This is a genomic window from Methylibium sp. Pch-M (genome assembly GCF_004136295.1).
Lineage (GTDB): Bacteria > Pseudomonadota > Gammaproteobacteria > Burkholderiales > Burkholderiaceae_C > Methylibium > Methylibium petroleiphilum.
The window spans coordinates 3,039,018-3,064,398 of sequence record NZ_CP029606.1 but is presented as its reverse complement, the minus strand read 5'-3'; the positions used below and the strand labels follow the sequence as shown (position 1 = coordinate 3,064,398).

The window sequence follows — 25,381 nt, the reverse complement described above, 5'->3', positions numbered from 1 at the left end:
TTCCGGGCGCCGTGCCCGGTACGCCGCGCACGCATCGACGGCGAGAACGGCGGATGAAACGTGGCGCAGGACGAGCGGCATGGCGGGCGGTCGGACAAGGGCAGCCTGCGCCGCAGTGTGTCATCGATCGCCCGGCCTCGGCATGGCGCGACGAGCCGTGCGGATTACAGATGAAACGCAACGGCGGACTCGCCAGGCTGCGCAGGCCGCTCCACCCTCGACGGCGTGCCGCCCGTCAGCCCCGGTGCTTCGCCACGTGCTCGGCGCCGGTGCCGCAAGGTACGGACCCGCACCGACGCGCAAACGCCCACGACAGCGCCAGCACCGCGATGACGGGCACGTAGACCACGGCCAGGCCGGCCAGTTCCGGGCGATTCAGGAGTTGATCGGCCATCAGGACCACGATGGGCACGTTGTGGATGCTGGCCTCGATGGAGATCGTGAACCGCAACGGCGGGTCGAGTCCGGCGACGGCTGCAGCGGCGTGGCTGGAACCCAGCATCAGTGCGCAGAGCAGCAAGGCGGCCGGCAGGTTGTCGAGCCAGCGCGCCGCCAGATGGTCAAAGATCGAAACGAAGACCACCGCCAGGATGACGACGACCAGTGCTGCCGCGCCGTCGTGTGCGAGCCGCATCAGGTCCGAACCGGCCTTCAGGTGGGCTCTCAGCAGCATGCCCAGCGTCACGGGCAGCACCACCAGCAGCACGATCTTCTGCACGGTCCTCCAGGGGTGCAGCTGAAGAGCGTCCGATCCATCGCTGAACATCGCGAACCCCAGCCCTGCGATGAGCGGCGTCAGGGCCATGCAGAGCAGGCCGTTGAGCGTGGTCAGTGCCACCGAGACATCGACCCTGGCCCGTGCGAACTGCACGATCCCGTTGGCGACGGCCCCGCCCGGCGCCGCGACAAGTAGCACGACTCCCAGTGCGATGTCGGGCCGATCGCGATACAACCAGGCCACGGCGAATCCGCACGCGGGGGCCACGAGCAATTGACACCCGAGGCCGATCCACAGCGGCTTCGACTGGCGTGTCAGGGCCCTGAAGTGCTCGATCGAAAGACCCAGCCCCACGCACACCATCATCATGAACACGCTGACGGACAGCACGAATGACAGCACGGATCGGGTGTCCAGAGCGTCCAAGCCTTGTCTCTTGTCGGGCTGCGGTCCGGCGAGGTTCCCGTAGCGGGTCGGCTCTGTCAACCCGCACCTGTCCTTGTTCCACCAGGCGAAACCTTGACTGCCTCCGTGAAGACCGTTCGTGCACTGGAGCGTGGGCTGCAGGTGTTCAGGGCCCTCGACAACGACGACGGGCGCTCGCTGCAGCAACTGCACACCCAGACCGGCATGGCGAAGCCCACGTTGCTCCGGCTGCTGCTGACCCTGGAACAGCAGGGGTTCGTGTGGCGTGCCATGGGCGACGGCCTCTATCGCCGAAAGGTCGTCCTGACCGAGACAACGCAAGGTTCGACGCGCCAGCGTGAGCTCGGAGAGATTGCCGGCCCCTATCTCGAGCGCCTGCAGCGCAAGGTGATCTGGCCGTCGGATCTGCTGGTGGTCCGCAACAACCGCCTCATCGCCGCCGAGACGTCGCGCAAGCGCAGCGGCCTGGCGCTGGACTTCTACCCGATCGGCTTCCGGGTCGACTTCTTCCTCAGTGCGCCGGGACGCGCCTACCTCGCCTGGTGCTCCGACAAGGAGCGCGAGCGCGTCCTGGCCTTCCATCACCGGCACCCGCCGACGATCCCGCGCAGTCTGGCGGTCATGAACGCTGAACTGCCCGCGATCCTCGAACGCACGCGCCACCAGGGCTATGGCGCGCGCGACCCGCAGTTCGGCGGTTCGCAGAAGCCGATGTCCGAGTTCGACGACGGCCTCGATGCCATCGCCGTGCCGGTGCTCCAGGGCCAGCGCGTTCTCGCGTGCATCAACCTGGTGTGGATGCGCAAGTACCGCTTGCGCAGCAAGATCGTGCGAGACCACCTCGCGGATCTGAAGGCGACCGCCGCCGAGATCGGCGCAGCTGCGGCCCGGGCCGGCCGGTAGCTTCCGCAGCACCGCGGCTGTCCCGTCGCGCCCCGCGTGCGGCCCGTGGAGGGCTCGCTCGGACCATTCCACCTGGTGTAACGCCACCCCAAAACAAGATGCGATAGCTCCTGCTTGCGTGCAGCATCCGCCCCCAACAAGAAACCCACCGCATCTGGACGGTGAGGCGATGCACACAAGGAGACAAGCATCTTGAAATCGTTCCGACTTCCGCAGGCCATGGCGGCCGCTGCCCTGTGCGCGGCCTCCTCATCCGCCCTGGCACAAGGCTCCGACCTGACGCTCTACGGCTACCTCAACACCGCCGTCGAGTCGTATCACAAGGGCGCGGCGGCGAGCAGCAGCGCCGTCGGCCTGCCGAGCGCGACCACCTCGCGTCTCACGAACTACGGCTCCTTCTTCGGCACCCGCGGCAGCGAGGACCTGGGCGGCGGCATGAAGGCACTGTTCCAGGTCGAGTCCTACGTCTTCCTCGACGGCGTGACGCCCCCCGGCTTCAACGCCTTTGCCTCGCGCAACACGCGGGTCGGCCTGGAGACGCCGTATGGCACCGTCTTCGGCGGGGTGTGGGACACCCCCGTGCGGATGCTGCTGGCGCGCGATCTCTTCCCCGGCTCCACGCCCGACGGCGGCCAGATCCTCGGGAACGGCGTCGCCAACACGGTCAGCAACGTGCAGGCTCCCGGCTCCTTCGCCCGTCGCCAGGTGAACACGCTCGCGTACTGGTCCCCGTCGATGAACGGGCTGCGGCTGATGGCGCACTACAGCTTCGGCGAAGATGCCACGCCGACGGCACGCCCGCGCTTGCTGTCCACGTCGGCGGTGTACGACGGGGGTCCGCTGTCGTTGGGTGCCGCGTACGAAACCCACGGTCGCTACGGCGGCGCCGGAACGCAGGACCGCGCCTGGGTCCTCTACGGTGCCTACACCTTCGGCAACCTGAAGCTCGGTGCCTATGTCGTGGACATGCACTACGAACGGGTGATCGGCAGCGACACGCTCGACCTCGACGTCCGCAACTGGCAGCTGCAGGCGACCTACCGGCTCGGCAAGGGCTTGCTGAAGGCGGCGTACACCCGCGCCGACAACGGCTCCGGCAGCCTGTCGGCACTGGGCACCGACGCCAACGGCCAGGTCACCGTCGATGCGTCCCGGATGGCCGGCCAGGCCACCGCCGGCCCCGACACCGGCGCCTCGCAGATCGCGCTGGGCTACGAGTACGGCTTGTCCAAGCGCACGGCCTGGCACACCAACCTGCTGTTCCATCGCAACGAGCGCAACGGCGCCTACACCCCCTTCGCTGGGGTGCCGTCCCCCGCCGGCGCGCTGGGCGTCCGCACCCGGCTGCTGTCGGTCGGCCTGCGCCATGTGTTCTGAGGAGCCCACGATGAAACTCACCGCATCACCGAAACCCACCCTCGCCGCCTTGACGCTGGGCGCCGCCGCACTCCTGTGCGTCGCGACGACCGTGCGTGCCGAGGGCACGGCCCCGCCAACCCGCCCCAACATCCTGCTGATCGTCGCCGACGACCTGGGCTACTCCGACCTCGGCGCCTACGGCGGCGAGATCGACACGCCTCACCTGGACGCGATCGCCCGTGACGGCGTGCGCCTGACGAGCTTCTACTCGGCGCCGTTCTGCTCGCCCACGCGCGCCATGCTGATGTCGGGCACCGACAACCACCTGGCCGGCTTCGGCGGCATGGCCGAACTGCTCACCCCGGACCAGAAGGGCAGGCCGGGCTACGAGGGCTTCCTCAACGACCGGGTCGTGCCCTTCCCCCAGTTGCTGCGCGACAGCGGGTACCACACCTACATGGCCGGCAAGTGGCACCTCGGGGTCACGCCCGAAGTGAGCCCGGCCCGGCGCGGCTTCGAGCAGTCGTACGCGATGGTGCAGGGCGGCGCCGGGCATTTCGACCAGACCGGCATCATCACCGGCGACCCGGCCAAGCCCCCGCGCGCGATCTACAACGAGAACGGCCAGCTCGTCGACGTGCCCGCGCGAGGCTTCTACTCGAGCGAGTTCTTCGCGCGCCGCATGATCTCCTACATCGACCGCGGCCGCGGCGACGGCAAGCCCTTCTTCGGCTACCTCGCCTTCACCGCGCCGCACTGGCCCCTGCAGGCCTACGACGAGACGATCCGCAAGTACGAGGGCCGCTACGACGTCGGCTACGACGCGATCCGCGACCGGCGCACCACGCGCCAGAAGGCGCTGGGCATCATCCCGAAGGATGCACAGGTCTACACCGGCCACCCGCTGTGGCCGAAGTGGAGCACGCTGACCGCTGCGCAGAAGCAGACCGAATCCAAGCGCATGGCGGTCTATGCCGCGATGGTCGACGACATGGATTACTACATCGGCGAAGTCGTGAACTACCTGAAGAAGACCGGCCAGTACGACAACACGCTGATCCTCTTCATGTCCGACAACGGCGCGGACGGCAACACCGCACTCGACGAAGGCCGCACGCGCGAGTGGGTGAAGACGCGCATGGACAACAGCCTCGCCAACAGCGGGCGCAAGGGCTCCTACATCGACTACGGCCCCAACTGGGCCCAGGTGGGCTCCAACCCCTTCCACCTGTACAAGGGCTTCCTGTACGAGGGCGGGATCTCCGTGCCGTTCATCGCCAGCTGGCCGGCACTGGGCCGCAAGGGGCAGATCAGCGACAGCTTCGCCCACACGATGGACATCGCGCCCACGCTGCTGGAGCTGGCGGGGGCCCGCCATCCGGGCACCGAGTACCAGGGACGTGCGGTGCTCCCGCTGCGCGGTCGCTCGATGCTCGCGATGCTGACCGGGCAGCGCGACAGCGTGCACCCGGCCGATCACGTGCACGGCTGGGAACTCGGGGGCCGCAAGGCGCTGCGCAAGGGGGACTGGAAGATCGTCTACAGCAACCGGCAGTGGGGCACCGGCGAGTGGGAGCTCTACGACCTGTCCAAGGATCGCAGCGAACTCAACAACCTGGCGGCGTCCCAGCCGGCCAAGTTGAGCGAGCTGGTGGCCGAGTACGAGCGCTACGTGCGCGAAGTGGGCGTGGTGGACATCCCCGGCCTGGCGGAGCGCAAGGGCTACAGCAACGGCACGCGCTACTTCGAGGACATGCAGTGAAGAGGGACCTGCGGCCACGCGCACTGCCGCGGGTGGCCGCGGCTGCGCTGGCCGCGGGCCTGCTGTGCCACCAGTTGACCCCGATGGCGGTCGAGGCGTCGGCCGATCACGGCCTCTGCGAGGCCTACGCCGGGCTGCCGGCCGCCGACGGTGCCCACGACGGCATGGTGCGGGTCGCGGGCGGCCGCTTCGAGATCGGCGCCGACGACGCCTACCCCGAGGAACGGCCGGCGCTGCCGGCCGAAGTGCGCAGCTTCTGGATCGACCGGCACCCGGTCACGAACGCGCAGTTCGCCCGCTTCGTCGCGGCGACGGGCTACGTCACGACCGCCGAGCGCGCGGCTGCCGCGGGCGAGGTGCCAGGGTCTGCGGTGTTCGTGCCGCCGGCGCACGGCCGGCCCGGTGGCTGGCGCTACGTGCCCGGCGCCGACTGGCGCCATCCCGGCGGGCCCGGCAGCGATCTGGACGGACGGGGCAACCACCCCGTGGTGCAGGTGTCGTACGACGATGCGCTCGCCTACGCACGCTGGGCGGGACGCGACCTGCCGACCGAGGCGGAATGGGAGTACGCCGCGCGGGGCGGACTGAAGGGGCAGCGCTACGCCTGGGGCAGCGAAGTGAGGCCCGACGGCGTGCACCGGGCGAACACCTGGCAGGGCGAGTTTCCGCTGAACGACACGCAGGAGGACGGCTACGCCGGCACCTCGCCGGTGGGTTGCTTCCGGCCCAACGGCTTCGGTCTGTACGACATGGCCGGCAACGTGTGGCAATGGACCGCCAGCTGGTACCGGCCGGGGCACCAGGCCGGCGCGAACGGACGGCTCGCCGAGACGCCGGCCGCCGGCAGCGGTGACCCGCGCCAACCGGGCACGCCGGTGCGCGTGATCAAGGGCGGCTCGCACCTGTGCTCGCCGGACTACTGCCTCCGCTACCGACCGTCGGCACGGCAGCCGCAGGCCACCTCGACCGCCACGTCGCACGTCGGATTCCGCACGGTGCGCCGGTCCTGAGCGATCGACCGGCGGGAGGCCACGAAGGCCCGGCCGGGCACGAGCGATCACGGCGCGCTGGCCACCCCCTTGCCGGCCGGCCGCAGCCCGCGGTCGCGCCGCTGTCGATCGAGGGCGCCGGAGGCCGCGGCCTTCAGCAGCTTGCGGAAGGTCGGGCATTGCGCATGGCTGGGCGCGCGGCAGGCCGCGGCATGTCGCAGTCCCCGGCTCATCGCGCGCAGCTGCCGCACCGTCGCATCGATCTCGTCGGCCTTCGCCGCGAGCAACTGCCGGTCGATGTTCGGGGCGCCCTGCGGCGACAGCATCGAACGGACCTCGTCGAGCGACAGGCCGGCCGCCTGGCCCAGGGCGATGAGCGCCAGCTGGTCCAGCACCGAGTCCGCGAAGCGGCGTCGGGCGCCCTGCGGACCGAGCGACGCGATCAGCCCCCGCTGCTCGTAGTAGCGCAGCGTCGACGCCGGCACGCCCGCGCGCCGGGCCACTTCGGAAATATCCACCGCCGACCCCTTGACTTGAAGTTGACTTGAACTTCTATAGTGAACTCGAAGCACACCCGAGTCAATCAAGGAGGTCCCTCATGACATCGATGCAAGAGATTCAACGCCTGGTCCTGATCGGGGCGGGCGCCACCGCCGTCCTCGACGCGTGGCTCCTCGTCCTCCGCCGTGCGGGGGTGCCCGGCCTGGACTTCGCCCACCTCGGGCGCTGGGTCGGGCACCTGCTCCACGGCCGGTTCATACATGCCGCCATCGCACGCACCGCGCCCATACCGCGCGAACGGATGTGGGGTTGGCTGACCCACTACGCGATCGGCATCGCCTTCGCGGCCGCCCTGGTGGCCATCGAGGGCTGGGCCTGGGTCCGGGAGCCGACGCTGATGCCGGCCGTCGCCTTCGGTCTGCTCACGACACTGGCGCCGCTGGCCGTCCTGCAACCGGCGATGGGCGCCGGGTTCGCGGCGTCCAGGACGCCGACACCGACGAAGAACCGGCTGCGGAGCCTGGCCAACCACACGGTCTTCGGCCTCGGCCTCTACCTGTCCGCGGCCATCGCCGCGATGCCGTGGCGCTGATCCCGACATCCCCTGGAGCCATGACATGCAAAGGCTCGCCATCGTCTATCACAGCGCGCAGGGTCACACCGCGCACATCGCGACCCACGTGGCCGAAGGCGCCCGCAGCAGCGCCACGGTCGAGGCGCAGTTGCTCGAGGCCACCGAACTGGCGCAGCGACCCGATGAGTTGCTGGCGTACGACGGCGTCGTGCTGGGCTCTCCGACCTACCTCGGCGGCGTGTCCGGCCCGTTCAAGGGCTTCATGGACGCCACCGGCCGGCTGTGGCGCACGCAGCGGCTCAAGGGCAAGCTGGCCGCCGGATTCACCGTGTCCTCGCTGCCCTCCGGCGACAAGCAGTCGACGCTGACCTCGATGTTCGTGTTCGCCATGCAGCACGGCATGCTGTGGGTCGGCAACCCCTTCCTGCCCGGGCAGCACGACGGCGTGCCGCACGACCAGGCCGTCAACCGGCTCGGCTCCTGGTCGGGCCTGATGGCGCAGGCCGGACACGCGGCAGCGGCCGATGCCTTCGTGCCGGGCGACATCACGACCGCGCGGCTGTTCGGCCGGCACGTGGCACAGACCCTGGAGCGGCTCGGCCCTCCCCGCGCTGCAGGAGCGGCGGCCTGATTCCCCGGCGCCATGGGCCGCTGCGGTGGCCGATCACTGCAGGCCGACCAGCCGCGCGATCATCTCGCCCGCGCTGCGGGCCTGCAGCTTCTTCATCAGGCGTGCGCGGTGGCCGTCGATCGTGCGCGGGCTCACGCCGAGCGCACGCGCGATGGCCTTGGTGCCCTGCCCCGCCGCGAGCTGGCGCGCGATCTCGCGCTCGCGCGCCGTCAGATCGACCGTCACCGGGCGACGCGCGGAGATGTCCTCGAAGGCCCACACCGCACGGGCGAAGGGCTGGTCGAGCCGCATCGAACGACCGGCCACGTGGCACCAGAACAGCCGGCCGCTGCGGTGGCGCATGATGCGCTCGTCGCTGTAGTGGCCGGTCTGCTGCATGACGGCCAGCCCCTGTGCGCCGATGTGCTCGAACTCGCTGCGCGACGGGTACAGGCCCTCGAGCGAGCGCCCGGCCAGGTCGGCCGGGGTGTAGCCGAACATCGCGGCGAAGGGAGCGTTGCAGCGCCGGATCGTCCGCTCGCGCGAGACACACAGGCCGACCGGCGCCAGCTCGAAGACCCGTTCCAGGTCGTCGTCCTCCGCCGGCCCTTGAGGCGCCGACGCTGGCCAAGGATCGTCTGTGCGGGACTTGCGGGAAAGCACCATGAGGTAGTCCTACGTCTGGCGGCGGGCCCGCGAGTTTCCTACATTGGCCGTCGCGGCAAACGGGGACGATGACCCTGCGGTTGCCCGGTTTCCGGAGTGCCTGCAATGAACCTGGCCCGATGGCTCGTGCGCGCCGCCCTCGCCCACCCCGACCGCCCCGCCGTGCTGCGGGGCGATGCGGTGGTGCGGGACTACCGGGCCCTGGCCGACCGCGCCGCGCGACGGGCCGGCCACCTGCGCGGCACCCTGGGGCTGCAGCCGGGCGAGCGGGTGGCGCTCTGCATGCACAACCACGTGGACTACCTCGAGCTGCTCTATGCCGCGTGGTGGGCCGGCCTGGTGGTGGTGCCCGTCAACGCCAAGCTGCACCCCGGCGAGGTCGCGTTCATCGTCGGCGACGCCGAGGCCGCGGTCCTGTTCGTCTCCGAGGATCTGGCGCCCGAGCTGCGCGTCCCCCTCGCGGCGCTGCCGGCGCTGCGCCAGGTGCTCACACCGGCCGATGCCGCCTACCGCACGGCGCTGGAGGCCGCCGCCATCGAGCCCGCGCACCGGGCCCCCGACGACCTGGCGTGGCTGTTCTACACCTCGGGCACCACCGGCCGCCCCAAGGGCGTGATGCAGTCGCACCGCAACCTGGCCGCGATGACGGCCTGCTATTTCATGGACGTGGACGAGGTGACGGCGGAAGACGCCATCGTCTACGCCGCGCCGATGTCGCACGGCGCCGGGATGTACAACTTCGCCTTCGTCGCGAAGGCGGCACGCCACGTGGTGCCGGTCTCGGGCGGCTTCGATCCGGCCGAGTTGCTGGCGCTGTCCCGACGCATCGGGCGGCTGTGCCTGTTCGCCGCGCCCACCATGGTGAAACGCCTGGTCTCGCACCTGCGGGACACGGGCGCGCCGGCCCACGGTTTCAAGACCATCGTCTACGGCGGCGGCCCGATGTACGTGGAAGACATACAGGACGCGCTCGGCGTCATGGGCCCGTGCTTCGTGCAGATCTACGGGCAGGGCGAGTCGCCGATGACGATCACGGCGCTCTCGCGCCAGCACCTCGCCGATCGTGCGCACCCGAAGTGGCTCGATCGCATCGGGTCGGTCGGCATGGCCCATTCGCTGGTCGAGGTGCGCGTGGTCGACTCACGAGGAGACCCCGTGGCGGCGGGCGAGATGGGCGAGGTCGTCGTGCGCGGCGAGACCGTGATGACGGGCTACTGGCGCAACCCCGAGGCGACGGCCCGGACGCTGCGCGACGGCTGGCTCCGCACCGGCGACCTGGGCGCGCTGGACGCCGACGGCTTCCTCACGCTCAAGGACCGCTCGAAGGACGTGGTCATCAGCGGCGGCTCCAACATCTACCCGCGCGAGGTGGAGGAGGTGCTGCTGCGCCACCCCGGCGTGCGCGAGGTGGCCGTGATCGGCCAGCCCGACCCCGAGTGGGGCGAGATCGTCGTCGCCTTCGTGGTGGGCGACGGGGTCGAGCCCGAAGCGCTCGATGCACTGTGCCTGCAGCACATCGCCCGCTTCAAGCGACCCCGGCGCTACCGCTTCGTCGAGGCGCTGCCGAAGAACAGCTACGGCAAGGTGCTGAAGACCGCGCTGCGGCAGCTCGCCTGAGACGGGGCGGCGCAGGGTCCGTCACCGCTCCAGCGTCCACACCAGCTTCAGCAGCGCGCGGGTCTGCCCGGGCAAGGTATCGCGCTGCTCGCCGGTGTAGCCGAGGCGATCGACGGAGAAGAGGAGCTCGCGGCCGGGCTCCCATTGCCAACGCAGGCGCCCGCTCGCGCCCAGCTCGTGCGACACGTTGTCCCACTGCAGCAGCAGGCTGCCCGCCAGCTGCGTGCTCGGCGTGTGGTCGATCCGCAAGGTGGCCATGCGCACCGTGAACCGCCCTTCGTCGAAGCGGATCGCGTTGCGCAGGCCGCCCACCGCCGCGCTCCAGCGCGAACTCGGATGCCATCGCAGCGTCAGGCCCCGGTCGTTGCGGCGACCGGTGTAGTAGCCGCCGCTGCGCCACTCGACGATGGCGGAGACCGGCCTGGACTGCGAGGTCTCCGACAGCAGGTAGAGGTAGTGCCAGCGGTAGTTGCCCGGCGCCACGGTCAGGCCCGGCACCGGCGAGAAGGCGCTCGCGACGCGGTCGCCCTCGACGAAGACTTCGGGGAGCAGGTAGTCGCCCGCCGCGTTCACCAGCTCCAGCTCCGGGTTGAGCAGCCACGAACGCTCGCTGCCGTCGAGCCGGCGGCGCAGGTTCCAGTCGAGGCCCGGCACGATGTCGTGGCCGGCGTCGGTGCGGTGCCACCAGCCGACGCTGCCTTCGCTGCGCGTCACGCCGGCTTCGTCGAGGAAACCCAGCGCCGGCTCGAAGCGCTCGCCGATGCGCTGCACGGCGACATAGGCCTTCGGGCCCAGGTTCGGGTAGTTCAGGCTGAAGCCGGTGGCGTGGTCGCTGCCCAGGCCGGGGTTGGTCGACTCCTGCATCCAGACGTGCGTCTCCAGGGTCCGCTCGCCCTGCCAGCGGCTGTCGCGGAACTGGTAGTCCAGCCCCCACAGATGGCTCCCCGAGCTGCCTTGCGGATTGCCGGCCGTGGCGATCATGCCGGCCCGGTGCGATGCGCCGAAGCTGCGCGAGACGCGCGCCACCGAGACATCGGCCGGGCGCTGGTCCGGCAGGCCCGGCGCGACCGGCCCGCCGGCCACGCGCGCCCCGAACAGGCCGAAGTCCAGCTCGCCCACGCTGCCGGAGAACTTCAGGCCGGCATCGAGGCTGCGGCCACGGCCCTGCGCGTCGAGCCCGACGCGGCGCGAGTAGTACGGGATCGGCGACATCATGCTCAGCCCACCGAAGCTGAAGCGCCCGGCGTCCTGCAGGAAGAACTCGCGCTTCTCGGGCCGGAACAGCTCGAAGCGGCTCAGGTTGACCACCCGCTCGTCGGCCTCGGCGTCGCCGAAATCGATGTTCAGCGCGGCCGTGGTCCGCACCCCCGACGCACTCTGGTGGAACAGCTCCAGCCCCGGCTCGAGCTGCTGGCGCGAGCGGCCCGTGCCCGAGGCCGCGGCGGATTCGGTCACCGCGCGCAACGACGATTTCAGTCTCACGCCCCAGCCGCTGCGGTCGGGCCGCACGCCGCGCATCGGCAGCGCCTCGCCCAGCGCGAACACCTCGCGGTCCGGGCTCGCACCGGCCAGGCGTACCCGCTCGCTGCCGCGCGGCATCCAGCGCTCGGCGTTGATGCGCCACAGCGGTTCGTCGGCGTCGGCCCGCAGGCCGAGGGCGCCGAGCGGGATCGACATCCGTGCGCTCCAGCCCTGCGCGTCGACGCTCGCTTCGCTGCGCCACAGCGCGTCCCAGTCGCGCCGCTCCTGGCCGCCGTCGAAGATCAGGCTGTCGTACTGCGCGCCGTTCGGATTGACCGCGAACAGATAGCCGTTGCGGCCCTGCCCGTCGACGTCGATCACCACCGCCACGTGGTCGTCGCCCAGCAGCCCTTCGGCGTCGCGGCGCATCTGCTGCGCCACGATGCCCGCGGGCTCCGGGTCCCAGGCGCGCACCTCGATGAACAGCGTGTGCGCGTCGTGCGTGATCCGCACTTCGGTGCGCCGGGTCGGCGGCTCGCCGGTGCGCGAGGCGACCTGCGAGAACGCGTCCAGGGTGTCGCCCGGCGCGAGCGGCATTGCACTCGCCGGCCCGCACAGGCAGGACGCCAGGGCCAGGGCCATCCGGGCCGAGGGAGGGAGAGGGATCACGGCAAATGCACCATCATAAATGCGAATTATTCGCATATAGTTCCGATGCTGCGATTCCTCCTTCCTCCCGTCGACCCCGGCACCCGCGCATGAGCACCACGGCCCTTTCCTTCCCTCACGTCGCGTCGCGCATCCTCGCCGGCCTGCTCGGCGGCTGGTGGTTCGTGTGGGGCTTCGTCTCGCTCGGCATCACCGGGCTGGTGAGCCTGGGCATGCCCTACGACGAGGCCTACAAGCTGGCGATGCTGCTCGCCTTCATCGTGTTCCTGGTGGCGTTCTGCTGGGCCTTCGCCGCCGCGAGCCTGGTCCGCGTCTGGACCGTGCTGGCCGGCGGCGGGGCCGTGATGACCGCCGCCGCCTGGTGGCTGAGTAAGGCTTTGCTCTGAACCCGGCGCCCTGCGGAGACCTGCCCGATGTTTTCCTCGTTCCGCCTCTCGATGACGTGGCTGCACACCTGGTTCGGCCTGGTGCTGGGCTATGTGCTGATGGCCTGCTTCTTCTTCGGTTCGCTGTCGGTGTTCGACCGCGAGATCGATCGCTGGGCGATCCCGGAGACGCGCTTCCAGCCGCAACCGATGCCCTCGTACGACCAGGTGCTCGCGCCGGTCTTCCGCGATCTGCGGGCGCACCCCGACGACATGGCCGCCACGGCCGCGCGCGTGGTCGGCGAGATCCCGCACCCCGACACGCTCGCGCTGGCCTCCCTCTACGCCTACACCACGCACCGCGACCCCGTGCTGGCCATCGGCGGCGAGTTCGCCATTCCCAACCAGCCGAAGGACGCTTCCGACGAGCACCAGCACGTGCACGGCTGGGCCACCATCGACCCGCGCAACGGCCGGGTGCTGAACGACGACAAGCTCAAGATCGGCAGCAACTTCTTCTACCCCATGCACTACAGCCTGCACCTGCACTGGCTGGACCTGGGCTACTGGGTGGTGGGCCTGGCGGCGCTGGTGATGCTGGCCGCGCTGGTGAGCGGCGTGGTGATGCACCGCAGGATCTTCCGCGAGCTGTTCACCTTCCGTCCGAAGAAGAGCACGCAGCGCAGCGCGCTCGACCTGCACAACCTGACCGGCGTGGTCGCGCTGCCCTTCCACTTCTTCTTCGCCTTCACCGGGCTGGTGATCTTCGCCGGCATCTACCTGCCGGTGAGCGACACGATGCTCAAGCCACTGGCCAAGGCCCACGAGACCGCCAAGGCCGCCCGCACCGGCCTGCCGCACGATCCGGCGGGCATCGCGGCGCCGCTGGCCTCGGTCGACGCGATGGTGGCCGAGGCCCGGCGCCGCTGGGCCGCGAACGACATGCCGGGCGAGGTGGGCCTGCTGACGATGGAACACCTGGGCGACAGGAACGGCTACGTCAGCATCTTCCGCGCGGGGACCGATCGCGTCACGCTGGTGGGCCAGGGCGTGCACTTCGAGGCCAGCAGCGGCCGCGTGATCCGCGAAGACCCGGTGCCCACGGCGGTGAGCAGCGTCAACGACTTCCTGACCGGCCTGCACCTGCAGCACTTCGAGCACTGGCTGCTGCGCTGGTTCTACGTGCTGGGCGGACTGTGCGGCTGCGTGTGCATCGCCACCGGCTTCCTGTTCTTCGTGGAGAAGCGCAAGAAGCAGCACGCCAAGGCCGGCGTCACCGGTTCGCGCTGGGTCGACGCGCTGGCCGTCACCACCGTCACCGGCATGCTGGTGGCGACCCTGGCGATGCTGGTCGCCAACCGCGTGCTGCCGCCCGAGCTGCCGCGGCGCGGCCACTGGGAAGAACTTTCGTTCTGGGCTGCCTGGCTGCTGGCCATGGCGCACGCCTTCTGGCGCACGGCGCCGGTGCTGCAGGCGCGGATCGCCCCGGCGTGGCGCGAACAATGCTGGGCCATCGCGGCGCTGGCCGTCGCGGCCATGCTGCTCAACTGGGCGACCACCGGCGATCATCTGGTGCGCACCATCGGCACGGGCTACTGGCCCGTGGCCGGCCTCGACCTGACGCTGCTCGCCAGCGCCCTGGTGGCCGTCGTGGCGGCGCGCCGGCTGCGCCGGCGCGAGCGCGGCGCGGGCATCGCGGGACGCCCGCGCGACGAGACCTCCGAGACCGGCTCGCCAGCGGAGGTGGCCCGTGCTTGACGTCCTGCTGCGTGCCCTCGCGCTGCTGTGCTGCACCGCCGGCTTCGCCTGGCTGGCGCTGTCGATGGAGAGGCACTGGGAGCAGGTGCGTGGCGCGCAGCCGTTGCCACGCCGCACGGTGATCGGGCTGCGCGTGCTGGGCGGCGCCGCGTTGCTCGGGTCGCTGCTGCTGTGCCTGCGCGTGGATCACGCGTCGATGGCCTCGCTGGTGTGGGTGATGTCGCTGGCCGCATCAGCGCTGGTCGTCGCCTTCACCTTGACCTGGCGACCGCGGTGGATGACGCCGCTGTTGCCGTGGATGCAGAAGCGGGACGCCTCGGCGGCGCGGAAGGCCTGAGCGCGAACAGGAACACCCGGCGTTCGCCCTGAACAAGCGTTTCGGCACGCTGTATCCGGCCCCGTCGGCCCCATCCATGGCCATGACAACTTCCACGCTGTCGCTGCTGGGCAGTTTCAACGATCACTACGCCGCGCTGCTGCGCTTCCTGTCGAGGCGCGCCGGCCATCACGAAGACGTGCACGAACTGGCGCACGACACGTGGTTGCGGATCGCGCAGGCCGAAGCCGCGCTGGAGCCGACGGCCACTCCGGCGGCCATCGACCATCCGCGCGCCTACCTGTTCGCCGTGGCCACCCACCTGGTGCTCGATCGGCAACGCCGCGATCAACGCACGAAGCAGTGGCTCGTGCCGGGCGACATCGATGACGACGAACTGCGGTCCCCGCAGCACCAGCAGGGCCCGTCGACGCCGGACGTGGCCGATGCGCATGCCCATCGCCAGGCGCTGCTGGCGATCGACCGGGCCCTGCTGCAGCTGCCGGAGCGCGCGCGCGCGTGCTTCCTGGCGCACCGGCTCGACGGCGTCGGGCAGGATGAACTGGCACAGCGCCACGGGGTCTCGCTCAAGACCATCGAGCGCGACATGCGGATCGCCAGGGACCATGTCCGGACCGCCATGGAACGGTGGCAAGGCCAGCCGGCCGTGGCCGGTGATGTGCAGCGGACACCGCGCGGCCGTCGCAAGGCATTGTCTGCACTGCTGGGGCTGGTCGGCGTGGGCTGCAGCGCCACGCTGGGCTGGCAAGCCTGGCGAGAGGCGAGCGCTCGATTCAGCACCACGCTGGCGACCCTGGTGGGCAAACGGCTCGACCAGACGCTGCCGGACGGCAGCCATGTGACGCTGGATGCCGACAGCCACGCCGAGGTCGCCTACGACGCCTCTCGCCGCCGCGTCCGGCTGCTGCGCGGCAGTGCGTTCTTCGCGGTCGCCCGCGAGGACGGTGAGCCCGGACGGGTCTTCGCCGTCGAGGCACAGGGCGCGCTCATCACGGTGCTGGGCACCCGGTTCGGCGTGGAGATCGACGGCCCGGACGTGCTGGTGGCCGTCGAGGAAGGCCGCGTGGGCGTGCGATCGGTCGATGGGCAAGAGCGCGTGCTCGGTGCCGGGGAGCTGGCGCGGGTCGGAAGGCGCATCGATGTGCACGCTGCGGCCGCACCGGGCGAGATCGCCGCCTGGCGCCACGGTTGGCTGGACTTCGAATCCGTGCCACTGGCCGCGGCCGTTGCACGGCTGGCGCGTTACAGCCGACGCGCCTTGCACGTGTCGCCCGACGCTGCAGGGCTCGTGCTGCTGGCACGCGTGAGGCTGGCGAGAACGGCCGAGTGGCTCGAGCTGCTGCCGCGCCACCTGCCGGTGCGGCTGGATCCGCAGGAGGACGGTTCGCTGCTGATCCGGCGGCGGTGAGGGATTTCCGGCGCTGCGACGTCTATGTCTTCGAACCCATCCACTTCGAAGACCGGAGACCCGATGTCCACGCCCCGTCCTGCCCTGCTTCGCCGACCCGTCGCTCGCGCCGCTGCCGCCCTGATGCTGGCCGGCGTCGGTGCCCTGGCCGCACCGGCCGCCCTCGCGCAAGTGTCCGGCTACAGCCTGGCCGCGCAACCGCTGGATCAGGCACTGGCCAGCCTGGCGCGCCAGGCCGGGCTGCAGTTGCTGGTGCCGGCCGAACTCGTGCGAGGGCGGCAGGGACGTGCCGTCGAGGGCGCCGCCGATCCGCGGACCGCACTGAACGCGATGCTGGCCGGCAGCGGCCTGCAAGGCCGTATCGACGGCACGACGCTGGTGGTCGAGCCGCTCCCTCCGGCCCTTCCGCCGAGCGATGCCGCGATCCTGCTGCCCGACGTGCGTGCGAACACCGCCGCCGCGCGCGAGACGGCGACCGGCCCGGTGCAAGGCTATCGCGCCACGCGCTCGCAGACGGCCACCAAGACCGACACGCCGCTGATGGACACGCCGGTCTCCGTGCAGACCGTGAGCCGCGAGCTGATGGACGACCAGCGAGTTCGCAGCGTGAAGGATGCGGTGGCCAACGTGAGCGGCGTCTACCAGCAGCACGGCCCCGACGGCAACACCATGGACGCCTTCACGGTCCGCGGCTTCTCGGTGGACAGCTACGGCGCCACCTACCTCGACGGCGTCAAGGACTTCTCCCGTTCGCCCAAGGAGACGGCCGGCCTGGAGCGGATCGAGGTGCTCAAGGGGCCCGCCGCGATCATGTACGGGCGCATCGAGCCGGGCGGCCTGATCAACCGCGTCAGCAAGCGCCCGCAGGCGGAGGGGCTGACCACCGTCGAACAGGAAGTCGGCTCCCATCGGCATTCGCGCACCTCGCTCGATTCCACCGGCGCCGTGAGCAGCGGATCGGACTGGCTGTACCGCGTGAACGCCGTGTTCGAGGACGAGGACGGCTTCAAGGACGACACCCACAACCGCCGCGTCTTCTTCGCCCCGCAGGTCGAATGGCGCCCCGACGCCGACACCTCGGTCCGCGTCGGTCTCGACTACATGCGGGACCGGCGTTCCTGGGCCTTGACCTACGGCACCATCGGCAATGCACAGGGCCCGGTCGACATCCCGATCAGCAGCAACCTGCACGGCAAGGATGATCACTACCGCGACGAAAGCGCAGCCCTCAAGCTGGACTGGTCGCGTCGGCTGAACGAGAGCTGGACGGTGCAGCAACGCGTGACCTTGCTGCGACGCAAGGGCGAGGCGCATGGCACCGGCCTGGGCGCGGCCGACGACGACGGCGACTACACCCGCGACTACTGGGGCTGGGAGAACGAACGCACCGACGTGTTCTCGACCAACATCGAACTGCTGGGCAAGCTCGCGACCGGCGACGTGAAGCACACGCTGCTGGTCGGCGGCGACTGGTTCGACGAGGACTACGACTCGGGCGGCTGGGCCTTCGGCGGCACGGTGGTGAACGCGAACATCCATGCGCCCCGGCGGGACGACCAGGCCTACCGGCTCGACTACACCGTCATGCCCTACAAGTACCGGAACCGCAACGCGGGCCTGTACCTGCAGGACCAGATGGCCTTGCTCGACGACCGCTTCCACGTGATGCTGGGCGTGCGCTACGACCACTCCGACTACACCTACCAGTTCGACACCGCGCGCTTCCATCCGGTGGACAAGAAGGCGACGTGGCGGGCCGGCCTGCTGTACAAGTTGCAGCCGTCCGTTGCGGTGTACGCCAGCTACGTCACCGGCTTCGGGCAGTCGCAGTTCGACTGGGCCAGCGGCTCGCTGTTCGAACCGCAGACGTCCAAGCAGTTCGAGGTGGGGGTGAAGCTCGAACCGCTGCCCGACTTCGGCGTCACCGTGGCGGCCTTCGAGCTGATCAAGGACAACCTCACGATGGCCGATCCGGCCGATCCCCTGCGCACCATCCTGGCGGGCGAAGCCACGAGCCGCGGCATCGAACTGGACCTGAGCGGCCGCCTGACGCGCAACTGGGACGTGGTGGCGTCCTATGCCTACACCGACGTGAGCTACACGCGCTCGGACACGCTGCAGGGCGAACGCCTGATGGGCGTGCCGCGCCACGGAGCCAGCCTGTGGAGCAGCTACCGCTTCGACGGCAGCGGCTGGAAGGCGGGCGCTGGCGTGATCGCCCGCAGCAGCATCCTCGGCACCCAGCGCGCCTGGGATCCCGCGCTCTACCCGTACACGCTGGCAGGCTATGCCATCCTGAACGCGATGGTCGCCTACGACTTCCGGCTCGGCGGCCATGCCGCCCACGCACAGTTGAACGTGTCCAACCTCACCGACAAGCGCTACAACCCGACCACCTACGGCGGCCAGGACCGCATCGGGCTGGGCGAACCGCGCAACGTGGTCGCGTCGTTGAGCGTCAGCTTCTGAAGCATTTCGAACGAAGGCGCCGTCGACTCGGCAAGACTGGCGGGGAGCAGGCAACACGGGCCCGTACCCTCGGGGCATTTGGCGTTCTTGCAGGCGGCGTCGATCAAGGGCACTGGGTTCGGAAGCGGTTCCCCCAGGCGAAAGTGCCCGGTTCCCCCAGTTGTTCCCCCAGCGAGCACCGGATGTCAAAGCACGGCGTGCGACGTCCAGAAACGACAAAGCCCCGTAAAACGGGGCTTTGCGGGGGATTCAGAGATGTCTTGCGATGCTCTGAAAACGATCCTTGGCGGAGAGGGAGGGATTCGAACCCTCGGTACGGGGATACCGTACGCCTGATTTCGAGTCAGGTACATTCGACCACTCTGCCACCTCTCCGGAAAACTGTGGTCCCGCTATCTCTAGCGAAGCCACGGATTGTAGCTCAGGCCACCAGCCTTTCGAGCCCACCGAGGTAGGGCCGCAGCGCCGCCGGGATGGTGATGCTGCCGTCGGCATTCTGGCCGTTCTCCAGCACCGCCACCAGCGCGCGGCCCACGGCCAGGCCGGAGCCGTTGAGCGTGTGCACCAGTTCGTTCTTGCCCTGCGCGGTCTTGTAGCGGGTCTGCATGCGCCGCGCCTGGAAGGCCTCGCAGTTGGAGCAGGAGCTGATCTCGCGGTAGGTGTTCTGCGCCGGCAGCCAGACCTCGAGGTCGTAGGTCTTGGCGGCACCGAAGCCCATGTCCCCGGTGCACAGCGTGATCACACGGTAGGGCAGCTCGAGCTTCTGCAGCACCGCCTCGGCGTGGCCCACCATCGCCTCGAGCGCGGCATCGCTCTGCTCGGGCGTGGTGATCTGCACCATCTCGACCTTGTCGAACTGGTGCTGGCGGACCATGCCGCGCGTGTCGCGCCCGGCGCTGCCGGCCTCGGAGCGGAAGCAGGGGCTGTGGGCGGTGAGCCTGATCGGCAGCTGGTCGGCCGCCAGCACCTGCTCGCGCACGCTGTTGGTCAGCGAGATCTCGGAGGTGGAGATCAGGTACTGCGTGCTGGCCTCGTCGTCGCCGCCGCCGCGCGTGACCCAGAACATGTCGGCCTCGAACTTGGGCAACTGGCCGGTGCCTTCGAGCACCTCGCGGTTCACGATGTAGGGCGTGTAGCACTCGGTGTAGCCGTGCGCCTGCGTCTGCAGGTCGAGCATGAACTGCGCGAGCGCGCGGTGCAGCCGGGCGACCGGCCCGCGCAGGAAGCTGAAGCGCGCGCCGGACAGCTTGGCCCCGGTCTCGAAATCGAGCCCGAGCGGCGCGCCGAGGTCCACGTGGTCCCTGGGCGTGAAGTCGAGCGTGCGCGGCTGGCCCCAGCGACGCACCTCGACGTTGCCGTGCTCGTCGCTGCCGACCGGCACGCCGGCCTGTGGCAGGTTGGGCAGCGCCATCAGCAGCGCCGTGAGCTCGCTCTGGATCACCTCCAGCCGCTCGGCACTGGCCTTGAGGCCGTCGCCGATACCGCCCACCTCGGCCATCACCGCCGCCGTGTCCTCGCCCTTGGCCTTGAGCTGGCCGATCTGCTTGGACAGGCTGTTGCGCCGCGCCTGCAGTTCCTCGGTGCGGGTCTGGATGGCCTTGCGCTCGGCCTCGAGCGCGCTGAAGCGCTCCACGTCGAGGAAGGGCTGTGGCGACTTGCGCGTCTCGAGGCGGGCGACGACGCCGTCGAGGTCCTTGCGCAGCAGGTTGATGTCCAGCATGGTGGGGGCGGCGGGAAAAGGCTCGCGATTCTAGGGTTGCGGCGTCAGGCCACGCCTTCCATCGACTTGTCGCCCAGGCCCAGGGGCAGCGGGAAGCGCACGGTCTCCTCGACGCCCGACATCGTGCGCACCGACACCGCACCGAGCTCGCGCAGGCGCTCGATCACCTCGCGCACCAGCAGCTCGGGCGCCGAGGCGCCGGCGGTCAGGCCGACCCGGGCGGACCCGTCGAACCACTCGGGCCGCAGGTCGCTGGCGGAGTCGACCATGTAGGCCGGCGTGCCCAGGCGCTCGGCCAGCTCGCGCAGGCGGTTGCTGTTCGAGCTGGTCGGGCTGCCCACCACCACGACCACGTCGACCTGCGGCGCCAGCACCTTCACGGCGTCCTGACGGTTCTGGGTGGCGTAGCAGATGTCCTGCTGCTTGGGTTCGCGCACCTGCGGAAAGCGCCGCTTCACGGCGGCCAGGATCTCGGCCGCGTCGTCGGTGGACAGCGTGGTCTGCGTCACCACCGCCAGCCGGTCCGGCCGGGTCACCCGCACCTGCGCCACGTCGTCGACGTCCTCGACCAGGTAGATGCCCTCGCTCAGCTGGCCCATCGTGCCTTCGACCTCGGGGTGTCCCTTGTGGCCGATCATGATGAACTCGTAGCCTTCCTTGTGCAGCTTGGCCACCTCGACGTGCACCTTGGTCACCAGCGGGCAGGTGGCGTCGTAGACGCTGAAGCCGCGTGCGTCGGCCTCGTCGCGCACCGCGCGGCTCACGCCGTGGGCACTGAACACCAGCGTGGCGCCGGGCGGCACGTCGGCCAGGTCCTCGATGAAGATCGCGCCCTTGGCCTTCAGGTCGTTGACCACGAAGGTGTTGTGCACGATCTCGTGGCGCACGTAGATCGGCGCACCGAACTTGCGGATCGCGCGCTCCACGATCTCGATCGCGCGGTCCACGCCCGCGCAGAAGCCGCGCGGCTCGGCCAGCAGCACGTCGGTCACGCCGCGTTCGGCGTCATGGGGCGGGTTGGCGTTCGTCGTCATCACAGCACCCCGATCAGTTGCACCTCGAAGCTCAGCGGCTGGCCGGCGAGCGGGTGGTTGAAGTCGAACAGCGCCCAGTCTTCTTCGGGCGGGCCCAGCTGGCGCAGCACGCCGGCGAAGGCGCCCTGCCCGTCCGGCGTGGGGAACTGCACCACGTCGCCGACGCCGTAGCGCTCGTCGGGGTCGCCGTGCGCGCGCAGCACCGACAACGCCACGCGCTGCAGCAGTTCGGGGTTGCGCTCGCCGAAGGCCTCGCCGGGGGCGAGCTGGAAGGTGGTGTGTGCGCCCTCGGCCAGGCCGATCAGGCGCCGCTCCACGGCCGGCGCCAGCTCGCCGGTGCCGAGCGACAGCGTGGCCGGCTTGTCGGCGAAGGTGTTGATCAGATCGGCACCGTCCGGGCCGGTGAGCCGGTAGTGCAGGGTCAGGAAGGACCCCGGCTGGACCTGTTGAGCGTTGACCACGGAGGTTTGCTTTCGCTTCGATAGACTGGGGTGGATTTTCGCACTGCACCGTGAAAGACCTTCCCGCCGACCTCCGCCCCCGCGAAAAGCTGCTCGCCCGCGGCCCGGCGGCGCTGGCCGACGCGGAACTGCTGGCGCTGCTGCTGCGCACCGGGCTCAAGGGCCAGGGCGTGCTGCAGCTCGCGCAGGCGCTGCTCGATCGCTTCGGCGGGCTTTCCGGGCTGCTGGCAACCGACACAGTCGAGCTCGGCAGCGTGAAGGGGCTGGGGCCGGCCAAGCGGGCCGAGCTGGCGGCCGTGCTGGAGATCGCCCGCCGCAGCCTGGCCTCGCGGCTGGCGCAGACGCCGGTGTTCGACTCGCCGCAGGCCGTGAAGGACTATCTGCAGCTCCAGTTGGCCAGCAAGCCGCACGAGGTGTTCGCCGTGCTGTTCCTCGACACGCAGCACCGGCTGCTGGCCTTCGAGGAGCTGTTCCGCGGCACGCTGAATCAGGCGAGCGTGTACCCGCGCGAAGTGGTCAAGCGCGCGCTGGCACTCAACGCCGCGGCGGCGATCCTGTCGCACAACCACCCGTCCGGCGTGGCCGAGCCCTCGCGCGCCGACGAGGCCCTGACACAGGCGCTGAAGGCCGCGCTGGCGCTGGTCGACGTGCGGGTGCTCGATCACTTCGTGGTGGCACGGGGCGGCGTGGTGTCGTTCGCCGAGCGGGGGCTGCTGTGAGTGCTGCCCCGCCGGAGAACCGGTCGCGCAGGACGCGCCGAAAGGCAGTCGCCCCGGAGGCCGGCAGCCTGAAGGACCTGAAGGGTCTGAAGCGCCGGATCGAGGATGCCGCGCGAGAGCGAGCCCGTCGCGAGGCCGAACACGCCGCCGCCGAGGCGCGCCTGAGGCGTGAGCGCGACCTGTTCGCGCTCAGCGTCGGCCCGGTGTTTCCGCTCAAGCGCGCCGTGCGCACACCGGTGCCGCGGCCCAAGCCGGAGCCCGTGCCGCTGCAACGCCAGCGCGACGAGCAGGCGGTGCTGCGCGAGGCGCTGTCCGACGAGTTCGATGTGGAGTCGCTGCTGGACACGGACGACGCGCTGTCCTACCGCCGCAGCGGCGTGGGCATCGACGTCGTCAGGAAGTTGCGGCGCGGCGGCTGGGCCATCCAGGCCCATCTCGACCTGCACGGCCTGCGCCGGGACGAAGCCCGCGAGCGGCTCGCCGACTTCCTGCGCGAGGCCGGTCGGCAAGGCCTGCGTTGCGTGCGCGTGGTGCACGGCAAGGGCAACGGCTCACCGGGCCGGCAGGCCGTGCTGAAGACCAAGGTGAGGACCTGGCTGGTGCAGAAGACCGAGGTGCTGGCCTTCACGCAGGCGCGCGGGTCCGAAGGCGGCGCCGGCGCGCTCGTCGTGCTGCTCGGGTCGACGCCCTAGGCCGACGCGGAAGCGCGGCACTCAGGTGCCGCGGTTCCTCATCCAGTCGGCGGTGTTGGCGAACGAGGCCTTGAGCCGCGAGATCAGCAGCGGATCGAGTTCGCACTCGTGCATCGCCTGCTCCATGCAGGCCATCCACTGGTCGCGCTCGCGCACGCCGATCGGATAGGGCAGGTGCCGCGCGCGCAGGCGCGGGTGGCCGAAGCGCTCGACGTAGAGATCCGGCCCCCCGAGCCAGCCGCACAGGAACCAGAACAGCTTGTCGCGCGAGCCGTCCAGCGTGCTCGGGTGCAAGCGGCGCAGGTCGTGGAAGCCGGGTTCCAGGTCCATCAGGTCGTAGAAGCGGTCGACGAGCGTGCGCACGGCGTGCTCGCCGCCGACCCATTCGTAGGGCGTCGCCGGGGCGGTGGATTCAGGAGGGGTCGTGGTCATTTCGGCCCGGAGCATAGCGGTTGCGGCGGGCGGGGCCGGCATGCGCCAGCGGCGGCGGCGCCCGGCGGACGCGGCAGGTTCAGGGGCTGAGCCGGGCCGCGAGCTGGCTCACCGCTTGCGCGGCCGGCGTGCCCGGCAGTGTCTCGACGACCAGTTGACGCTTCTTGACGGCGTCGCGGACCGAGGGGTCGAGCGGCACCTCGCCCAGCAGGTCCAGCCGCACCGGCGTGTCCACGGCCGAACTGACGAAACGGTCGATCACCTGCTGCAGTTGCAGCGCAACGCCCCGCCCGTCCCCGGAGCGCGGCACCTGGTTCACCACCAGCCGCAGTTCGCGCCGTGACTGCTGCATCGCCAGCACCTTGATGGTGGCGTAGGCATCGGTCATCGAGGTCGGTTCCGGCGTGGCGACGATCAGCACCTCGTCGGCCAGCGACACGGTATAGAGCACCACGTCGGAGATGCCCGCGCCGGTGTCGAGCAGCACGATGTCGAAACGCGGCGTCACTTCCTCGATCACCGCGAGCAGCTTCTCGCGCACCTCGGGCGTCAGCCGCGAATATTCGACCAGTCCCGAGCCGGCCAGCAGCACCGAGAAGCCGCCGGGCGCCGGCAGCACCGCCTGCTCCAGCGTGGCATCGCTGGTGAAGACATCGTGCAACGTGATCTTGGGATGCAGGTTCAGCACCACGTCGAGGTTGGCCAGGCCCAGATCGGCGTCGAGCACCAGCACGCGCAGGCCACGGCGTGCCAGCGCCGCCGCGAGATTGGCGGAGATGAAGGTCTTGCCGACACCCCCCTTGCCGCTGGTGACGGCCAGGATGCGGGCGCGCGGGGGCGCGTCGTTCGGGGCGGGTCGGTCGGTGGGAGCGGTGGTCATGGCGATGAGGAGTTAGGAGGTGGCCGCCGCATCGTCGAGTGGCATCGGCAGACTGGGCGAGAACAGCATGCCGCGTTCTTCGGCACTGACGAGCGAGACGGCAGTCGGCTCGATGCACGTGCGGTTGCGGCCCTCGGCCTTGGCACGGTAGAGCTGGGCGTCGGCACGCTCGGTCCACAGGCGGGCCGACGAGCGCACCCATGGCGGCGCGAACGCGCCGCCGGCACTGAGGGTGACGCTCAGCGTGATGCCCTGTGGCAGCGGGACGGTGCGCGCCTCGACCGCTCGGCGCACGCGCTCGGCGGCCGCCTGGGCGAAGGCCGGTGGGCAGTTGGGCAGCACGATCGCGAACTCCTCGCCGCCGTAGCGGGCCACGGTGTCCATCGGACGTACGCATTCCTGCAGCGTGCGCGCCACGGCCTGCAGCACCAGGTCGCCGGCGGCGTGGCCGTAGGTGTCGTTGACGCGCTTGAAATGGTCGATGTCGAGCAGCAGCACCAGTGCCGCCTCGCCCGAGCGGGCCACACGATCGGTCTCGCGCTCGAGCGCCAGGTCGAACTGCCGGCGGTTGGCCAGGCCAGTGAGGGCGTCTCGGCTGGACAGGTCGCACAGCGCGTCGACCAGCCGCTGCAGCCAGGCCGCGTCGCGCGGACCCGTCGACAGCGCATGCCCGGCGCGCTGCAGCAGCTGCAGCGCGGTGTCGAGGTGGAGTCCGTCGGTGGGCAGGGGCGCGTCCGGCGGCGCGGGGCGGGAAGGCTTCACGATCACGGCAGTCTAGCGGGGGCGACACGGGCGTGAAGCTGCGAACTGCACCGCTTCCGCTCGGCTTCTTGCGGCCCGGTAGGCCGCTC

24 protein-coding genes and 1 tRNA gene are annotated in these 25,381 nt (G+C 70.4%); 14 read left to right on the top strand and 11 right to left on the bottom strand.

What is annotated here, in order from left to right:
• Positions 1-235: 235 nt before the first annotated feature.
• Positions 236-1,144: a bile acid:sodium symporter family protein gene (locus tag C1M51_RS14795; RefSeq protein WP_129450910.1), complete on the bottom strand. Its 909-nt coding sequence runs from the start codon at positions 1,142-1,144 to the stop codon at positions 236-238.
• A gap of 105 nt (positions 1,145-1,249) precedes the next feature.
• On the opposite strand from C1M51_RS14795, the gene C1M51_RS14790 reads away from it, so the two are divergent.
• From C1M51_RS14790 to C1M51_RS14775, 4 genes are all read left to right on the top strand, one after another.
• Positions 1,250-2,047, top strand: coding sequence for a helix-turn-helix domain-containing protein (locus tag C1M51_RS14790; RefSeq protein WP_129450908.1), 798 nt, complete (start codon positions 1,250-1,252; stop codon positions 2,045-2,047).
• Positions 2,048-2,266: 219 nt separating this feature from the next.
• Positions 2,267-3,424: a porin gene (locus C1M51_RS14785; RefSeq protein ID WP_129450904.1), complete on the top strand. Its 1,158-nt coding sequence runs from the start codon at positions 2,267-2,269 to the stop codon at positions 3,422-3,424.
• A gap of 10 nt (positions 3,425-3,434) precedes the next feature.
• Positions 3,435-5,168 carry an arylsulfatase gene (locus C1M51_RS14780; protein WP_242499787.1) on the top strand — a complete coding sequence of 578 codons (1,734 nt, stop codon included), beginning with the start codon at positions 3,435-3,437 and terminating at the stop codon, positions 5,166-5,168.
• Positions 5,165-6,178 (top strand): formylglycine-generating enzyme family protein, encoded by a 1,014-nt coding sequence (locus C1M51_RS14775; RefSeq protein WP_129450899.1) that lies wholly within the window; start codon positions 5,165-5,167, stop codon positions 6,176-6,178. Before C1M51_RS14780 ends, C1M51_RS14775 begins: the two co-directional genes overlap by 4 nt.
• A gap of 47 nt (positions 6,179-6,225) precedes the next feature.
• On the opposite strand, the gene C1M51_RS14770 is transcribed toward C1M51_RS14775, so the two are convergent.
• Positions 6,226-6,675, bottom strand: coding sequence for a helix-turn-helix domain-containing protein (locus tag C1M51_RS14770; RefSeq protein ID WP_036232721.1), 450 nt, complete (start codon positions 6,673-6,675; stop codon positions 6,226-6,228).
• Between the two features lie 80 nt (positions 6,676-6,755).
• On the opposite strand from C1M51_RS14770, the gene C1M51_RS14765 reads away from it, so the two are divergent.
• Both C1M51_RS14765 and C1M51_RS14760 read left to right on the top strand, forming a co-directional pair.
• Positions 6,756-7,250 (top strand): DUF2938 domain-containing protein, encoded by a 495-nt coding sequence (locus C1M51_RS14765; protein WP_129450896.1) that lies wholly within the window; start codon positions 6,756-6,758, stop codon positions 7,248-7,250.
• A 25-nt stretch (positions 7,251-7,275) separates the two neighbouring features.
• A complete protein-coding gene (locus tag C1M51_RS14760) occupies positions 7,276-7,863 on the top strand; it encodes a flavodoxin family protein (RefSeq protein WP_129450894.1) in 588 nt (195 codons plus the stop codon).
• Positions 7,864-7,896: 33 nt separating this feature from the next.
• Here the strand turns inward: C1M51_RS14760 and C1M51_RS14755 are convergent, their stop codons facing one another.
• Positions 7,897-8,508 carry a PAS and helix-turn-helix domain-containing protein gene (locus C1M51_RS14755; RefSeq protein WP_129450892.1) on the bottom strand — a complete coding sequence of 204 codons (612 nt, stop codon included), beginning with the start codon at positions 8,506-8,508 and terminating at the stop codon, positions 7,897-7,899.
• A 105-nt stretch (positions 8,509-8,613) separates the two neighbouring features.
• On the opposite strand from C1M51_RS14755, the gene C1M51_RS14750 reads away from it, so the two are divergent.
• Positions 8,614-10,125 (top strand): AMP-binding protein, encoded by a 1,512-nt coding sequence (locus C1M51_RS14750; RefSeq protein ID WP_129450890.1) that lies wholly within the window; start codon positions 8,614-8,616, stop codon positions 10,123-10,125.
• A gap of 21 nt (positions 10,126-10,146) precedes the next feature.
• On the opposite strand, the gene C1M51_RS14745 is transcribed toward C1M51_RS14750, so the two are convergent.
• Complete coding sequence (locus tag C1M51_RS14745; RefSeq protein WP_207207758.1) at positions 10,147-12,183, bottom strand: carbohydrate binding family 9 domain-containing protein; 2,037 nt, start codon at positions 12,181-12,183, stop codon at positions 10,147-10,149.
• A gap of 161 nt (positions 12,184-12,344) precedes the next feature.
• Between C1M51_RS14745 and C1M51_RS14740 the strand changes: the two genes are divergently transcribed.
• From C1M51_RS14740 to C1M51_RS14720, 5 genes are all read left to right on the top strand, one after another.
• On the top strand, positions 12,345-12,641 hold the full coding sequence (locus C1M51_RS14740; RefSeq protein WP_129450888.1) for an iron uptake protein: 297 nt from the start codon (positions 12,345-12,347) through the stop codon (positions 12,639-12,641).
• A 27-nt stretch (positions 12,642-12,668) separates the two neighbouring features.
• Positions 12,669-14,378: a PepSY domain-containing protein gene (locus C1M51_RS14735; protein ID WP_129450886.1), complete on the top strand. Its 1,710-nt coding sequence runs from the start codon at positions 12,669-12,671 to the stop codon at positions 14,376-14,378.
• Positions 14,371-14,715, top strand: a complete 345-nt coding sequence (locus C1M51_RS14730) for a DUF3325 domain-containing protein (protein ID WP_129450884.1) — start codon at positions 14,371-14,373, stop codon at positions 14,713-14,715. The genes C1M51_RS14735 and C1M51_RS14730 overlap by 8 nt, the downstream gene beginning before the upstream one ends.
• Before the next feature lie 82 nt (positions 14,716-14,797).
• Entirely contained in the window at positions 14,798-16,123 is a 1,326-nt protein-coding gene (locus C1M51_RS14725; protein WP_242499786.1) for a sigma-70 family RNA polymerase sigma factor, read from the top strand.
• Positions 16,124-16,186: 63 nt separating this feature from the next.
• Positions 16,187-18,592, top strand: a complete 2,406-nt coding sequence (locus tag C1M51_RS14720) for a TonB-dependent siderophore receptor (protein ID WP_165349699.1) — start codon at positions 16,187-16,189, stop codon at positions 18,590-18,592.
• A 284-nt stretch (positions 18,593-18,876) separates the two neighbouring features.
• On the opposite strand, the gene C1M51_RS14715 is transcribed toward C1M51_RS14720, so the two are convergent.
• The 4 genes from C1M51_RS14715 to C1M51_RS14700 form a co-directional block, all read right to left on the bottom strand.
• Positions 18,877-18,967, bottom strand: a tRNA-Ser gene (locus C1M51_RS14715).
• A 46-nt stretch (positions 18,968-19,013) separates the two neighbouring features.
• Positions 19,014-20,312, bottom strand: coding sequence for a serine--tRNA ligase (serS, locus tag C1M51_RS14710; protein WP_129450878.1), 1,299 nt, complete (start codon positions 20,310-20,312; stop codon positions 19,014-19,016).
• Between the two features lie 44 nt (positions 20,313-20,356).
• Entirely contained in the window at positions 20,357-21,346 is a 990-nt protein-coding gene (gene ispH, locus C1M51_RS14705; protein ID WP_129450876.1) for a 4-hydroxy-3-methylbut-2-enyl diphosphate reductase, read from the bottom strand.
• Entirely contained in the window at positions 21,346-21,807 is a 462-nt protein-coding gene (locus C1M51_RS14700; RefSeq protein WP_129450874.1) for a peptidylprolyl isomerase, read from the bottom strand. The genes ispH and C1M51_RS14700 overlap by 1 nt, the downstream gene beginning before the upstream one ends.
• Positions 21,808-21,857: 50 nt before the next feature.
• On the opposite strand from C1M51_RS14700, the gene radC reads away from it, so the two are divergent.
• Both radC and C1M51_RS14690 read left to right on the top strand, forming a co-directional pair.
• Complete coding sequence (gene radC / locus C1M51_RS14695) at positions 21,858-22,526, top strand: RadC family protein (RefSeq protein WP_129450873.1); 669 nt, start codon at positions 21,858-21,860, stop codon at positions 22,524-22,526.
• Complete coding sequence (locus C1M51_RS14690; protein WP_129450871.1) at positions 22,523-23,218, top strand: Smr/MutS family protein; 696 nt, start codon at positions 22,523-22,525, stop codon at positions 23,216-23,218. The genes radC and C1M51_RS14690 overlap by 4 nt, the downstream gene beginning before the upstream one ends.
• Before the next feature lie 21 nt (positions 23,219-23,239).
• On the opposite strand, the gene C1M51_RS14685 is transcribed toward C1M51_RS14690, so the two are convergent.
• The 3 genes from C1M51_RS14685 to C1M51_RS14675 all read right to left on the bottom strand — a co-directional run bounded on the left by C1M51_RS14685 (position 23,240) and on the right by C1M51_RS14675 (position 25,298).
• Positions 23,240-23,650 carry a group II truncated hemoglobin gene (locus C1M51_RS14685; protein ID WP_129450869.1) on the bottom strand — a complete coding sequence of 137 codons (411 nt, stop codon included), beginning with the start codon at positions 23,648-23,650 and terminating at the stop codon, positions 23,240-23,242.
• A gap of 79 nt (positions 23,651-23,729) precedes the next feature.
• Positions 23,730-24,530, bottom strand: coding sequence for a MinD/ParA family protein (locus C1M51_RS14680; RefSeq protein ID WP_129450867.1), 801 nt, complete (start codon positions 24,528-24,530; stop codon positions 23,730-23,732).
• A 12-nt stretch (positions 24,531-24,542) separates the two neighbouring features.
• Entirely contained in the window at positions 24,543-25,298 is a 756-nt protein-coding gene (locus C1M51_RS14675; protein WP_129450865.1) for a GGDEF domain-containing protein, read from the bottom strand.
• Positions 25,299-25,381: the final 83 nt, after the last annotated feature.